Raw genomic sequence first — 14,257 nt, 5'->3', positions numbered from 1 at the left:
GACGCGAGCTACCGGCGGAAAACCGCACACGCATTCCTATCCCGCTCTAGGTGTAGCAGCAGCTCTTGAAAGCGGGCGGCCGATCGGGAACTCTGCAGCAGCACGTAGTCCCCGGAAACAAAGCATATAAGCTTCCCTATATTTCGGCACTAATGATTTGGTGAGACTATGCGTTCCGTGATGTTTGAAAACTTCACGGACGACACGACAAAAATCTCGGAGAAGTATCACCTTTTATGGGAAAGGGGCTACCTATGCTTACACGTAGGAGAATTGTTTCCGTATGCGCGCTGGGAGTATCCATCCTGCTGGTGCTCCCGCTTGTCTCGATCACTGTATTTGACGGATCTTCCGACAAGGCCTTTGCAGACAGCCGCGATGTCGGCCACAAGAAGGGCGACAAAGGTAAACAGGATAGCGGCGGTTGACCTACACCGGCGCGTAACAAGCTCCATGCCAGCTCGGAGGCTCAAGTGCCTCCTTTTTTTTGACTTCGAGCGCTCAAGATCTCAAGGGATTGGTGTACTGCACATGAAGCGCGGCAAGCGTCGCGCGATTGCTGATGTCCAACTTGCGGAAGATGTTGTGGAGGTGAATTCCGACCGTACCTTCGGAGGTCCCGAGTCTCGCCGCGATCATGCGGTTGGAGAGACCGCCGCAAATCAGCGCTGCGATCTCGCGTTCGCGCGGCGTAAGCAGACTGAACCTCTCCAGCGTCGCGTCGTTACCGACCTGAGACGCATTTGCCAGCAGATCGGCCGGCAGCCACTTCCCGCCCATGGCGACCTGCCGCATGCAGTCGAGCAGCGCTTCGGGCGCATACTCCTTCAGGAGAAGACCGGAGAGCCCCATCTTCAGCGCTTCCGCGATCTGCGGACCGCTGATCGTTGCGGTCAGGAAGATCACCCTCGTCAGACGCCGCGTGCCGCGGATCGCCCTCAGGATTTCCAATCCGCCCATGCCCGGCATGGCCACGTCGAGGACGGCAATGTCTGGCTGGAGGCGGGAAATGAGCGAAATCGCTTCGACGCCGCTTGCCGTTGCTCCGACGACGTCGAAGTCCGGCGCTGCGGCAATAATGTCCTGCAATCCTCGCAGGAGCAACGGGTGATCGTCGACAAGCAACACCGTATGCATCACCTGACCTCCAGCTTCAGCGGTAGCGCGATCTCGAGCCCGAGGCCCGGAGAATTCCGGCAGACCGCCAGCTTTCCACCAAGCTCCGCCACCCGCTGCGATAGCGAGAGGGGCTTCATCTCGAGTTCACCCGATATTCCCGTGCCGTTATCGGCGATCTCCAGGCTCAGGAGCTCCGCATTCCTAACAAAAGCTATCCGCAACACCGTCGCTCGTCCGTGGCGCACCGCATTGCTTGCGGCTTCGGAGATCAATTGCATTATCTCGTAAAGCATCCATTTGGGCACCACGAGCGGCGCGGGTCCGTGCGACACGTCGATTGCGCAATTCCACTGCGTTCTCAACAGGTCGAGAAATTCCGGAAGTTCCTGCTCGAGCCTGGCGAGATTGCCTTCCTCTCCCGTTCGGTTCTCATCCACGAATTTGCGGACACATTGCTGCTGTTCAAGGATGAGCGACCCAACCTCGGTCAGCTGCGTCTTTGCGCCATCCGGGATTCCTTCTTCGATCAGTTTCAGTTTGAGACGCGCCGCAGTGAGGTTCTGAAGCACGCTGTCATGCAGATCGCGGGCAAGCCGCATGCGCCCCTCGGAACGGGCGGCCTGGATAAGCGCGACACGCTCGAGCTCCGTCCCGACGCGGGTGGCGATGATCTGAGACAGATCTTTCGTGTCGTCGGCGGCGTTGGCAAAGCTGACGACGAAAACGCAGCCGCGATATCGAACACTGGAGAAGGCGGCGGAAAATACCTTGCGATCCGATTGCTCGGTGTTTGCGTGGATTTGGGGCAAATCGGCGAAGAGGCCATTCAGCGCCTCTCCGCTCCTGCGACCGCGTCCGTCGTAGTGATCGGGATCGTGACGACGCCAGAAGTCGGTGTGCCTGAGGTCGGCCAGTTGGAGCGTACCGCTGGCCCAGTATGCTACGCACCCCGATTCGAATTCCTGCTCGCGCCAGATGACGAGCAGATGCGCATCGCCAAGAACGCCGGAAGCATGTTCCAACAGGATGCTCAGCCACGACACCCGGTCCTCGCCGATTGCGCCCGGCGGCCACTGCGCGAGTTGCGCAAGGCGCTGCCGGCTTCGTTCGCGATAGGCTCCGAAATAGCCGAGCGTCGCGGCGACGAGCACGAAATAGATGGACCGCATGATGAAAACATTGAGTTCCGCGTCGCCGTCGAGAAGGTCGGGAAGGCCGACCACGAGTTGGACGAGAAGGGCGATCAGTGCTCCGAGCGCGGCACCCTTCAAACCCCAGCGCATCGTCATCGCCAGGATGACGAACGGAAGTATAGAAAAGAACGGGCTCGCCAGTTCGTTCGTCAGAAACGTCAGCCAGCCGACGACCGCCGCGTCGATACCATGGATCAGAAGGTGCACCGGGCTGATGAACGAGTACCGCAGCGGAAAGATCACCAGCGCAATTGCGAGGAGAAGGTAGAGGCCGAGAACGATGCGAGACTCGTAAAGAAGCGAGTTAGGCCGAGTGGGATCGAGATAGATCGCCAGGATAGCGAAGGCTGCCGTGATCACGCGACCGAGGCAGATCAGGCGTTCCGGATCGGTGCGCAACAGCCACTCGCGCGCCAGCCCGGCAAATTCCTTGGCGGGGCGGTGAGCGCGCGCAGGCGCGTCATTCCGGGTCGGCTGCGTGATCGCCATGCGCAAATCTGCCTTCGCGCTATCGCAGAAGTGAAAATTTATATTAGTATGTGGCGATCTTCACTGCGAATGGGGCGAAAGTCAACGATCCGATGCCGCCTAAGCGCGCCTGAAGAGACGCGCGACGCCGGAGCGGCCTCGGCCGACGGGCGCGCGCGGCTTGCCGAGGACCAGCGCGGCGACGGCAATGCCCAGCACGCAGACAGCGGCCGTCGTTGCGACGGGAATCCGGCGGGACGATCGTAGCCCGCCGTCTATGCCCCCGGGCTCGGCCGGTGCCCTGAACAGATTGCCATGGCTCCTCGCCACGCGCGGCGCGCGGCTCAGATAGCGCGCTGTCAGCTTCGCCATGAGCCGGGGGGTCATGTTCGGCGCGACGAAATGCGCAAACCGCGTCAGGTCGGCGACGAGGCCGACGGTCAGCGAATTGCGCGGGCGTTCCGCCAGGCGCACGATCGCCCGGGCAGCGCGGCGCGCATTGTAGACGGGCGGGGGAACGCTCAGCCTGCGACCGGTGTAATTGGCGCCGTGTCCGACCCCGGGTGTGTCCATGAAGGTCGGGTAGACGTCGCAGATGTGAATGTCGCGCTCGTCCGCAAGTTCCGCCCGCAGAGCTTCGGAAAAGCCCCTCAGGCCGAATTTGCTGGCGCTGTAGGCCGCGGCAAAGGGTGCAGAGGCGAAGCCGCCGAGCGAGATCATGTTGATGAAAATGCCGTGTCCCTGCTTGCGGAAGATCGGAACCGCCGCATGCGCGTCGTTGAGATGGCCGATCAGGTTGGTGCGGATGACCTGTTCATGCGCTTCGATCGGCGTTTCCTCGAAGCGGCCGACGGCGCCGACGCCGACATTGCTGAACCAGACGTCTATCTTGCCGAAGCTCATCGCCTTCCTGGCCAGGTCCTTGACCGCGTCGGCGTCCGTCACGTCGGTCGGGGCGACGAGAACCTCCGCCCCGAGTTCCCGGCAGGTTCTGGCCACCTCGTGAAGCGCGGCCGCATCGCGGGCCGCCAGCACGAGCTTCGACCCGCGCCGGGCAAAGGCCTCGGCGGTCGCCTGTCCAACCCCCGACGAGGCCCCGGTGATGACGACCACTGCATCTTCGAGAGAATTCAACATACTGCTCCTCCATCTGCAGTCGGCAACCGCATCGCAAGCATCGCCCCCGCCGCGTGTGGAACCGCGAGCGGTCGAAGATGTTCCGGCTCAGGCCGCTAACGCTTCGTCTTGCCGGCGTCCGAAACCTTGCCGCGATGCGGATCCTTCAGGTTCTCACCGACGGCGTCCCGGTCGCGTTCCGGATCATCCTTGGCGGGAAGGTATCCTCTCGGGCGCGTCTCCTTCGGTCCCTCCCACCGCGGCGACTGCTCGGTGGTGCCGGGCGCGCCTTCCTTTGGCGTTTTCATCGTCATTCTCCATCAAGCTGCGAGGCGAACCGACCAACTGGATCGCACTCATTCCTGGTCTTTCATGTCGGGCAGGGGATTGCGCTGGTCGGCATCCTCCAGGTCGGACTTGACGATGTATTCATCCCTCTTCAAGCGCGCCGCCTCTCGGGCGGCCTTGGCGTTCGGTATATCGTCCGGTTCGATCGGGGGTTTGTCGGCCTCCGGGCGCAGGTCGCTGTCATGCTCGACCGGCCCTCCCACAGTCTTCACATCAAGGGGGGCGGCCGATGGGCGCTTGGCTCTCTCCATCTTACTCTCCTGCTTTTTTTGGGTCAGGAGGGCAACGTAGAGCCGTAGGCGAAGTTCCATCGGCGGTCTTCTCAAGGCTCCCATGGCCCGGAACAAAGCCGGTCTGCTCGAGTTAGGGCCGCGTACTCGCCGGGGCAGCCCAGCGATGCCGATCGCCATTCTAGAAGGAGTCTTGCGAAGGAGTTCGTGACCATGGAAAAATTTCCGCACCCTCCCTTTCCCCGCCAAACCCAGGAAATGCCCGGCACTACCGATCGGATGCAGCCGCTGCCGGATCACGGGGAAAATTCGTACCAGGGTTCCGGACGCCTGAAGGACAAGAGAGCCATCATCACCGGCGGGGACAGCGGCATCGGCAGGGCCGTGGCGATCGCCTATGCGCGCGAGGGAGCGGACGTCCTCATCAGCTATCTGAGCGAGCATGACGACGCGATGGCCACCAAGGCTCTGGTGGAGGAAGCAGGTCGCAAGGCCGTGCTCGCCGCCGGCGACATCCAGTCGTCCGACCATTGCCGCAGGATCGTCGAAACGGCCGTTCGGGAACTCGGCGGCATCGACATCCTCGTCAACAATGCAGCCCATCAGGCGACCTTCAAGAACATCGAAGACATCAGCGACGAGGAGTGGGAGCTGACATTCCGGGTCAACATGCACGCCATGTTCTACCTGACCAAGGCAGCGGTGCCGCACATGAAGAAGGGCAGCGCCATCATCAACACCGCTTCCATCAATGCCGACGTTCCCAATCCGATCCTGCTCGCCTATGCGACCACCAAGGGCGCGATTCACAATTTCAGCGCCGGTCTCGCGCAGATGTTGGCCGAACGCGGGATAAGGGTGAATGTCGTGGCCCCGGGCCCGATCTGGACGCCGCTGATCCCCTCCACCATGCCCGAGGATACCGTCGCCAATTTCGGCAAACAGGTGCCGATGAAGCGACCGGGCCAGCCCGTGGAACTCGCCTCGGCCTATGTCATGCTGGCGGATCCGATGTCGAGCTACGTGTCGGGCGCAACGATTGCCGTGACCGGCGGCAAGCCTTTCCTTTGACCGGACGCCGGCCTTTCATTCACCGCCATGAAGTGGTGCCGTCGCGCCGATAGCCTCCACCGAAATCAAGAATGAAACGTACATTTCATTCTTGATTTTCTTCAGAACCTGTATTCCATTTACACATGGATTCTGAAGTCCAGCTGAGGGAGGTTTATCCATGAAACATCTATTGTCCGCCGCGGCCCTGGCTCTCATTACCGGCAGCGCGCATGCCGAGAACGTCAGCATCACCATCGCCCGTTCCGACAGCGCGTTCCTCACCATTCTGCGAAACGGCATGCAGGACCAGGCAGCCAAGCTCGATGGCGTCACCGTCCAGGTCGAAGACGCGCAGAACGACGCGAGCCGGCAACTCGACCAGGTGCAAAACTTCGTCTCTTCCGGGGTCGATGCGATCATCGTCGTCGCGGTCGACGGCGACAGCACGCCGGCGCTGACGAAGATGGCGACCGACGCGGGCATTCCGATCGTCTATGCGAACCATCCGCCGGCCGATGTCGACGAACTGCCCGAGACGGCGGCCTTCGTCGGCTCGAACGAGATCGATTCCGGCACGCTCGAGACGAAGGAAGTCTGCCGGCTGCTCGGCGGCAAGGGTGCTGCCTATGTCCTCATGGGACCGCTCAACAATCACTCCTCGCTTACGCGCACGAAGGACATTCATGACGTCATCGCCACCGACGAATGCAAGGGCATGAGCGTCATCGAGGAGCAGAGCGCCAATTGGGACCGGCTCGAAGCCGCCAACATCATGACGAACTGGCTTTCGACGGGACGGGAATTCGATGCCGTCATCGCCAATAACGACGAGATGGCGATCGGCGCGATCCAGGCAATGAAGGCGGCGGGAGTCGACATGTCGAAGGTCGTAGTGGGCGGCATCGACGCGACGCCGGACGGCCTGGCCGCCATGGCCGCGGGCGACCTGGACGTAACCGTCTTTCAGAACGCCATCGCTCAAGGGGCGGCCGCAATGGACGCCGCGGTCGCGCTTTCGCGCGACCACAAGACCGAGCGGCAGATCTGGGTTCCCTTCGAACTGGTGACGCCGGAGAACATGAAGGACTACGCTACGGCAAATCAGTAAGGCGGTCGTTGGGAGGCGCGATAGGGATGCCATGTTTGATGCCCCTCATCCGCCTGCCGGCACCTTCTCCCCACTGGATGGCCATTGGATGGGGTCCCCTTCGCCCCGCCTGCGGGGAGAAGGTGGCCGGCAGGCCGGATGGGGGGCAGGTTACGACACCGTTCGAATGAGTTCGCCCCTCTCCTAGGGTCGACCTAAAGACATGAACTTGATCGATTTCAAGGAGTTAGAGCGGGAGCCGGGCGGAAGACCGCACACACTCTTCCTCATCCCGCTCTAGGCAACGCAGCCAACCATTCGTGAATTTCATTCACAGGCATTGCGACTGGCGAGGTGCTTATCGCAGCCGCCCGGCTGCAGCATATTGCGCAACGAAAACATTGACCATCGCCAACGTCTTCTAGCCCGTATCGCCTTCGCGAACGGCGGGCGGAAAGGATTTTGCCATGCCTTTGGCCATCTTCGCATTGACGATCGCGGCCTACGCGATCGGCACCACCGAATTCGTGATCGTCGGTCTCCTGCCGACGGTCGCTACCGACCTCGCAATTACGCTGCCGCTTGCCGGCCTCATCGTCAGCGTCTACGCGCTCGGCGTCACCTTCGGCGCGCCGGTCCTGACAGCGCTGACCGGGCGGATCGAACGCAAGCCCCTGCTTCTCGGCCTGATGGCGCTCTTCATCGGCGGCAACACCGTGGCGGCACTGTCGCCGAACTATGAAGTGCTGCTCGTCGCACGGGTGCTTTCGGCCTTCGGCCACGGCGTCTTCTTCTCGGTCGGCTCGACGATCGCCGCCGATCTCGTACCGGAGAACCGCCGCGCCTCTGCGATCGCCATGATGTTCATGGGGCTCACGGTCGCGATCGTCACCGGCGTGCCGATCGGCACCTATATCGGCCAGGTCTTCGGCTGGCGGGCGACCTTCTGGGGCGTATCTGCACTCGGCGTCGTCGCCTTTGCCGGTATCGCCGCCCTGCTCCCGGGCACGCTCGCCAAGGCCGCCCCGGCGAGCCTCCTCGATCAGGTGCGGGTGCTCGGCTCCGGCCGCCTGCTGATCGTCTTCGCCATGACCGCGCTCGGCTATGGCGGCACCTTCGTCGCCTTCACCTTCCTGGCGCCGATCCTGCAGGCGGTCACCGGTTTCTCCGAACGGAGTGTCAGTCTGATCCTCGTGCTCTACGGCGTCGCCATCGCCATCGGCAACATCGCCGGCGGGCGGATCGCCAACACCAATCCCGTCAAGGCGCTGATCGGCCTGTTCCTCCTGCAGGCGCTCGTGCTGGTGATCTTCTCGTTCACCGCCGTTTCGCCGGTCCTGACGCTCGTGACGCTCGCCGCTCTCGGTTTTCTCTCCTTCGCCAACGTGCCGGGCCTGCAGCTCTATGTGGTGCAGCTTGCGATGGAGCACCGCCCCGGTGCCGTCGACGTGGCCTCAGCGCTCAACATCGCCGCTTTCAATCTCGGGATCGCGCTCGGCGCCTGGCTCGGCGGCACGGTGGTCGACTCTCCCCTTGGACTTGCCGCCACCCCTTGGGTCGGCGCCATCCTCGTCTCCGGTGCGCTTCTGCTGACGCTTTGGAGCGGCGTTCTCGACCGGCGCGGCGCGGTATCCGGCGAGCCCGCCACCGTCATAGGCTGAGATTTGCAGCAGACGGGCGCTGCCGCCGGCATTGCGGCAGCGCCCAATCCGGCATTGCATCGGGACCAACCGATCCGTATAAAGCCGGAACTCACCCCGGACCCGGTGAAACCCCGGGTGGCTCTTCTGGCCGCCGATCCGCCAGACAACGCAACAGCATCAAACCTCGACGAGCCGGCTCCTGCCGGCCTGGTGTGCTACTCTTGCGAAGAAAATCATGAAAACGACGATTACCAGCTATGAACGCGAATGGTTCTCCAACATCCCCGGCGACGTCCTTTCGGGCATTGTCGTGGCGCTTGCGCTGATACCGGAGGCGATCGGCTTCTCGGTTATTGCAGGCGTCGATCCGAAGGTCGGCCTGTTCGCCTCCTTCGCCATTGCCTGCGTTTCCGCCTTCGCCGGCGGCCGCCCGGGCATGATCTCGGCGGCGACCGCCGCCACCGCCGTCCTGATGGTCACGCTCGTCAAGGAACACGGCCTCGAATATCTCTTTGCCGCCACCCTGCTGATGGGGCTCATCCAGATCGCCGCAGGCTTCCTGAAGCTCGGCCGGGTGATGCGCTTCGTCTCCCGTTCGGTCATCACCGGCTTCGTCAATGCGCTTGCGATCTTGATCTTCATGGCGCAGCTTCCGGAACTCATCGGTGTGCCGCATGTCACCTATGCGATGATCGCGGCAGGGCTCGGGATCATCTACCTCTTTCCCTATGTCACGAAGGCGGTTCCCTCGCCGCTCGTCGCGATCGCCGTGCTGACCGCGGTCGCCTTCTGGACCGGAATGGACGTCCGCACCGTCGGCGACCTCGGCGCATTGCCGTCGAGCCTGCCGATCTTCGCGCTGCCGCAGGTGCCGCTCACCTTCGAGACGCTGCAGATCATCTTCCCCTACTCGGTGGCGCTTGCCGCCGTAGGGCTGCTCGAATCGCTTTTGACCGCTCAGATCGTCGACGACATGACGGACACGACGAGCAACAAGAGCCAGGAATGCATCGGCCAAGGCGCAAGCAACATCGCCTCCGGCCTCATCGGCGGGATGGGCGGCTGCGCCATGATCGGCCAGTCGGTGATCAACGTGACCTCCGGCGGACGCGGGCGGCTCTCGACCTTCGTCGCCGGCGCCTTCCTTCTCTTCCTCATCCTCGTCCTCGACGACCTCGTCCGCATCATTCCGATGGCCGCACTCGTCGCCGTGATGATCATGGTCTCGGTCGGCACCTTCTCCTGGCGCTCCATCCTCGACCTGCGCCGCAATCCCCTGCCCTCCTCCGTCGTGATGTTGGCAACGGTCGTCACCACCGTCGGCACCCACGATCTCGCAAAGGGCGTCCTGGTCGGGGTGCTTCTGTCGGGGGTGTTCTTCGCCGGAAAGGTCGCCCGCCTCTTCCATGTCCGTTCGATGCTCGACGAGAGCGGAAAGGTGCGTACCTATCATGTCGACGGCCAGATCTTCTTCGCCTCGACCGAGGGGTTCATCGCCGCCTTCGACTTCGCGGAACCGCTGGACAAGGTCGTCATCGACGTCGGCGAGGCGCATCTGTGGGACATCACCGCAGTCGGCGCACTGGACAAGGTGGTGCTCAAATATCGCCGCCACGGTGTCACCGTCGAGGTGATCGGCCTCAACGAGGCAAGCGCTCATATGCTCGACCGCTTCGCCGTGCACGACAAGAGCGAAGGCACGGAGCTCACCGCAACACATTGAATCCATGAGACCCGGGTCGATCGATCGACCCAGGTCTCGCCCACATGGACACGGTTGCCGTGCCGGCGAGCACGGCTCGACTTTGCGCTACCCGATCTCCGCGCGATTTCCGCCAACTCAGTCCTTCCGGCCCCGCCTCTCCAGGACGAACAGTTCACGGAAACGCTGCAGAACCCGATGATTCAGGACGGGTCGACCTGAAATCATGGACGTGATCGACTCCTGTAGTTGGAGTGGGATGCGCGCGGAAAACCGCTGCGCACCTTTGCTCTGGATCAGCTAGCCCTGGCTTTGCGAGGCCACTCCCGCGCGGGCGCGTTCTTCGGCAAAGTAGTCACGCGTCAGTTGGGCGATGACCGGGGACAGGAGCAGCAACGAGATCAGGTTGGGAATAGCCATCAGTGCGTTCAAGGTGTCGGCCACCAGCCAGGCAAAGTCGAGGCTGAGCGTGGCGCCGAAGAACACTGCGACGGTCCACACGATGCGGAACGGTATCGCGCTCACGGTTCCGATCAGGTATTCCCAGCACTTCTCGGCATAGTAGGCCCAGCCGAGGATCGTCGTGAAGGCGAACAATGCCAGTGAGATGGTCACGAGATAATTCCCGTAGCCGGGCAGCGCCGCCTCGAACGCCGCAGAACTCAGCACCGCTCCGGTTTCGCCCGATGCCCAGACGCCCGACACCATGATCGCCAGACCCGTTAGGGTGCAGACGATGATCGTGTCGATGAACGTGCCCATCATGCCGATGACGCCGGAGAAAACGGGATTGGCGGTCGAGCCGGCAGCCTGTGCGATACCGGCGGTACCGAGACCCGCCTCGTTCGAGAAGATGCCGCGCGCCACACCCATGCGGATCGCCATCAGCACAGTGGAGCCGAGGAAGCCGCCGGTGGCCGCCGTCGGGCTGAATGCCTGGGTGAAGATGGTGGCGATGGCCTGCGGAATGTTACCGGCAAAGACGACGAGGACGGCAGCCACGCAGACGAGATAGAAGATCGCCATGAAGGGCACGACCTTCTCGGCCACCGCGCCGATTCGCTTGATGCCGCCCAGGATCACCGCACCCGTCAAGACGGTCATCACGATGCCGCTGATCCACGTCTCGATGCCGAAGGCGTTCTCGACCGCACTGGCGATACCGTTGGCCTGGACCATGTTGCCGATACCGAAACCCGCCAGTCCGCCGAAGATGGCAAAGGCTGTGCCCAGCCACTGCCAGTGCTTTCCGAGTCCATTCTTGATGGCGAACATCGGTCCGCCGGCGTGTTCGCCTTTGTCGTCGACCTCGCGGTATTTCACCGCTACGACGACCTCGGCGTATTTCGTCGCCATTCCGACGAAGGCGGTAACCCACATCCAGAACAGCGCACCGGGTCCGCCCACCGCGATAGCGGTAGCGACGCCGGCGATGTTGCCCGTGCCGATGGTGGCCGACAGCGCCGTCATCAGCGCGGCGTAGGGCGTAATCTCGCCTTCGGCGGCCCTCCCCGGCCTGCGGCTTTTCAAGATCATGCGGAAGCCATAGGCCACTTTGCGGATCGGCATGAAGCCCAGGCGAAGCTGAAGATACAGACCGGTGCCAATGATCAGCACGATCATAGGCACGCCCCAAACGATGCCGTTGAGCCAGTTAAAGAATTGGTTGAGTGCTTCCACGAGACTGCTTTCCTCCCTGGTGCCATGTCTTTCCGCGAGCCTGAGCACGCCTGCGGCCTGACTAACTTCACCGGCGAATATTGCAAGCCGTCTTGTTCATGGGCCACAGGCACCTCGACTCATTCCGCTCGAGGATGGCCCGGGTGTCCCCCGTCTGCGAACACGCAGGCGGTACCCGTGGAGCCGGTTCGTCAGGCGCGATGGATACATGCCGGCCCCCTTGGGACCGCGATCATACATAGAAGTCGACGTTGGTGAATTTCATAGTTCGAATGCTTCTATTTATGAAATTGATGATGGCCGCAGATCGGCATGGGAAAGCGGCGCGGCCGGCACGAAACTGTCAGTATTCGGCGCGCGAACATACATAGCCATTCAGCCGTCAGTCGGCCCTTAGGAAAGGGCCGACACCCGGCATCGCCGGCTTCCGCATGGGTGCCGGCGTCTCTTCTCGTGGCAATCGCAGGCAGGTGGAACCCGCGGAACAAGTCGGGGCGGAATGTCGCATCCCGTTCTCGGCGCCGTGCGCACCTCAATCGTCGATGCGGAAGCCCACCTTCATCACCACCTGGTAATGCGCGACCTTGCCATTCACGATCTGGCCGCGAATCTGGTCCACTTCGAACCAGTCGAGATTGCGGGTGGTTTTCGAAGCACGCGAAATCGCCCCTTCGATGGCCTCGTCTATCGAGTTCGGCGAACTGCCGATCAGCTCGATCTTCTTGTAGACGTGCTCGCTCACGGTTTCCTCCTGAAGGATTCTGGTTTGATTCCAGGCTCGCCGGATCTCCTTGTTGGCGCGGCAAGGGACGGCGGCAGATCGCCGCCAGGGACAATCATGCCCCCGTTCGGCGCGAACCGCCAGCGCTCGAGGAAAATCGGCGTGCCGCGCTGGGCGGCTGGCCGCCATCGGGATCAAAATGCTCTATGACGCTCGCGGAGATGCCCGACACTTGATGAACGGTTGGGGCTTCGCTCAATCTGGAACAGATCGTCATGGTAAAAGTTCGGGCGGAGACGAGGGCAAATTGATGAAACAGAAACTTTTGGCGCAAGACGCGAGCGAACGTACCTTCATTCTCGTACTCGAGGAGGGCGACGAAGCATTCTCGGCTATTTCGGCCTTCGCAGCCCAGGCGGACATCGCGGGCGCCTCGGTGACGGCGATCGGCGCCTTCAGCAGTGCCACGGTGGGCTTCTTCCGTATCGAAAGCAGAGATTACCGGAAGATCCCCGTAGCGGAGCAATCGGAAGTTCTGAGCGCGATCGGCGATATTGCCCGCGACGAAGCCGGCCGCCCGAGCCTGCATTTGCATGCGGTTCTGGGATTGGAAGACGGGTCGACACGTGGCGGGCACCTTCTCGAGGGTTACGTCCGTCCGACCCTGGAGGTCATCATCCGCGAAAGCCCGACTGGATTGTGCCGGCCACCGGAACTCGGGATAGCGCTCATCGAGCTCGACGCTGAATGAGGCTCAGCTTTTCGCACTCGAATTCGGGTTGCGCTTGTCTTCCCGGCTGACCTCGCCTTTTGAGGCTTTGGAACCGCCGCCCCATTCTTTCGCCTTGCGGGCCTCGTCGCCGCCTACGTGACCCGGTTGGTTCTTCTTGGCGGTGCCGCTTTCGCCCTTGGTCTTGGCACGGTCCGGTTTGTGTTCCATCTCGGTGCTCCAATGCTTGTTTCTGGCCGGCACGCGCCGGCAACCTTCGACACGGCGACCGAACAAGCGAGAAACCGATCGGTTCCTCGCAAAGCATGCCGCGCTCTCCCGACTGCGGACTCTCTACCTGGACGCACATCGTATCCGGCAGGACGGGCCGCAATTTTCACCAGGGCCGCCAGCTGCTTGACCAGTAACGGCCCTTCAGATCGCTCAGCCGGTCCTCGATATCGGCGATCAGGTCCTCGATGCGCGAGGAGCTCCGCGAATGCCAATAGGGCCGGCTGGTTCCTGCAATGAGCAGCCCCAGAAGACCGACCACGGCGAGTGCCGTCCAGGCGGGATGTTCCCTTGCCATCTCGCCGGCCCTGCGGCCGGTGTCCGCGATGGCCCTGCCGGAATAGATGCCGAGATCGGAGAGCTTTTCGGTCAGCGCATTGACCTGCTCGCGCAACGATCTGACTTCCTCTTCCATGCTTGCCTGGTCCGGAACGCCCACCGATCCGTTCTTCGTATCGACCACGCCGCGCGGTATGGTGGATCCGAGTCGCTTTTCCTGTGCCATATGCTCATCCTCCGTGTCTGGGTCCCAACTTGTCAGAGACAGCAACCCGGAAACGGCGGCCGGGGGCCCGGAGTTCCTTTTGAGGTCGAATTTGGATCTGATGACGCCTGAGCAGGCGGATTAGGCAGCAACGGATTTAGAGCGGGATGAGGAAAAGTGTGTGCGGTTTTGCGCCCGCATCCCGCGTCACGTTCATGTTTTTAGGTCGATCCGACCTGCCTAAAAACATCGTGATCCAATGCCGGTTGAGATTCATCTTGAGTTTATAACGGCTGCTGCGAGATGATGATGGCGTTGGTGCTCTGTTGTCGGCACGTAGGGCGGTGCGGACAAGATTGCCGAGCGCGTCGGTCAGCGCGGGGAGGACTGCAATCTCACCTCCTCATCTCTGT

Annotated in this window: 15 protein-coding genes and 1 other annotated feature; of the genes, 6 read left to right on the top strand and 9 right to left on the bottom strand. The window is 62.3% G+C overall.

What is annotated here, in order from left to right; translation table 11 throughout:
- Positions 1-501: 501 nt before the first annotated feature.
- The 5 genes from M1D43_RS17480 to M1D43_RS17460 form a co-directional block, all read right to left on the bottom strand.
- Positions 502-1,137 carry a response regulator gene (locus M1D43_RS17480; protein WP_027991357.1) on the bottom strand — a complete coding sequence of 212 codons (636 nt, stop codon included), beginning with the start codon at positions 1,135-1,137 and terminating at the stop codon, positions 502-504.
- Entirely contained in the window at positions 1,137-2,801 is a 1,665-nt protein-coding gene (locus tag M1D43_RS17475) for a sensor histidine kinase (protein WP_127576808.1), read from the bottom strand. Before M1D43_RS17475 ends, M1D43_RS17480 begins: the two co-directional genes overlap by 1 nt.
- Positions 2,802-2,900: 99 nt before the next feature.
- Positions 2,901-3,917, bottom strand: coding sequence for an SDR family oxidoreductase (locus M1D43_RS17470; protein WP_088198793.1), 1,017 nt, complete (start codon positions 3,915-3,917; stop codon positions 2,901-2,903).
- 95 nt (positions 3,918-4,012) lie between these two features.
- Positions 4,013-4,204 (bottom strand): hypothetical protein, encoded by a 192-nt coding sequence (locus M1D43_RS17465; protein ID WP_003532118.1) that lies wholly within the window; start codon positions 4,202-4,204, stop codon positions 4,013-4,015.
- 48 nt (positions 4,205-4,252) lie between these two features.
- Positions 4,253-4,495: a hypothetical protein gene (locus M1D43_RS17460; RefSeq protein ID WP_088198859.1), complete on the bottom strand. Its 243-nt coding sequence runs from the start codon at positions 4,493-4,495 to the stop codon at positions 4,253-4,255.
- Positions 4,496-4,687: 192 nt separating this feature from the next.
- Between M1D43_RS17460 and M1D43_RS17455 the strand changes: the two genes are divergently transcribed.
- From M1D43_RS17455 to M1D43_RS17435, 5 genes are all read left to right on the top strand, one after another.
- Entirely contained in the window at positions 4,688-5,545 is an 858-nt protein-coding gene (locus tag M1D43_RS17455; protein ID WP_003532113.1) for an SDR family oxidoreductase, read from the top strand.
- A gap of 160 nt (positions 5,546-5,705) precedes the next feature.
- On the top strand, positions 5,706-6,635 hold the full coding sequence (locus M1D43_RS17450; RefSeq protein ID WP_127576805.1) for a substrate-binding domain-containing protein: 930 nt from the start codon (positions 5,706-5,708) through the stop codon (positions 6,633-6,635).
- Positions 6,636-7,081: 446 nt separating this feature from the next.
- Positions 7,082-8,275, top strand: coding sequence for an MFS transporter (locus M1D43_RS17445; RefSeq protein WP_127576803.1), 1,194 nt, complete (start codon positions 7,082-7,084; stop codon positions 8,273-8,275).
- A gap of 3 nt (positions 8,276-8,278) precedes the next feature.
- Complete coding sequence (locus M1D43_RS17440; RefSeq protein ID WP_088198795.1) at positions 8,279-8,518, top strand: hypothetical protein; 240 nt, start codon at positions 8,279-8,281, stop codon at positions 8,516-8,518.
- Positions 8,371-8,426 (top strand) — a sequence feature (sul1 is cis-regulatory element that is thought to sense ions involved in sulfur or methionine metabolism; They are found in Alphaproteobacteria). (Overlaps the previous gene by 56 nt.)
- On the top strand, positions 8,493-9,980 hold the full coding sequence (locus M1D43_RS17435; protein WP_088198796.1) for a SulP family inorganic anion transporter: 1,488 nt from the start codon (positions 8,493-8,495) through the stop codon (positions 9,978-9,980). Before M1D43_RS17440 ends, M1D43_RS17435 begins: the two co-directional genes overlap by 26 nt.
- A gap of 279 nt (positions 9,981-10,259) precedes the next feature.
- On the opposite strand, the gene M1D43_RS17430 is transcribed toward M1D43_RS17435, so the two are convergent.
- Together M1D43_RS17430 and M1D43_RS17425 are read right to left on the bottom strand one after the other, a co-directional pair.
- Positions 10,260-11,639, bottom strand: a complete 1,380-nt coding sequence (locus M1D43_RS17430; protein ID WP_027991363.1) for an alanine/glycine:cation symporter family protein — start codon at positions 11,637-11,639, stop codon at positions 10,260-10,262.
- Positions 11,640-12,171: 532 nt separating this feature from the next.
- The gene (locus M1D43_RS17425; RefSeq protein WP_003527838.1) at positions 12,172-12,381 is read right to left on the bottom strand and encodes a dodecin; all 210 of its coding nucleotides are present in this window, start codon (positions 12,379-12,381) and stop codon (positions 12,172-12,174) included.
- 289 nt (positions 12,382-12,670) lie between these two features.
- Between M1D43_RS17425 and M1D43_RS17420 the strand changes: the two genes are divergently transcribed.
- Entirely contained in the window at positions 12,671-13,111 is a 441-nt protein-coding gene (locus M1D43_RS17420) for a PPC domain-containing DNA-binding protein (RefSeq protein WP_498814331.1), read from the top strand.
- Between the two features lie 3 nt (positions 13,112-13,114).
- Here M1D43_RS17420 and M1D43_RS17415 read toward each other — a convergent pair whose 3' ends face one another.
- Both M1D43_RS17415 and M1D43_RS17410 read right to left on the bottom strand, forming a co-directional pair.
- A complete protein-coding gene (locus tag M1D43_RS17415; RefSeq protein WP_014527652.1) occupies positions 13,115-13,300 on the bottom strand; it encodes a hypothetical protein in 186 nt (61 codons plus the stop codon).
- 166 nt (positions 13,301-13,466) lie between these two features.
- Positions 13,467-13,865, bottom strand: coding sequence for a hypothetical protein (locus tag M1D43_RS17410; protein ID WP_017269012.1), 399 nt, complete (start codon positions 13,863-13,865; stop codon positions 13,467-13,469).
- Positions 13,866-14,257 lie beyond the last annotated feature (392 nt).

The sequence above is a fragment of the Ensifer sp. R1-3 genome (assembly GCF_056739175.1).
This window is presented reverse-complemented; position numbering and strand designations above follow the sequence as displayed.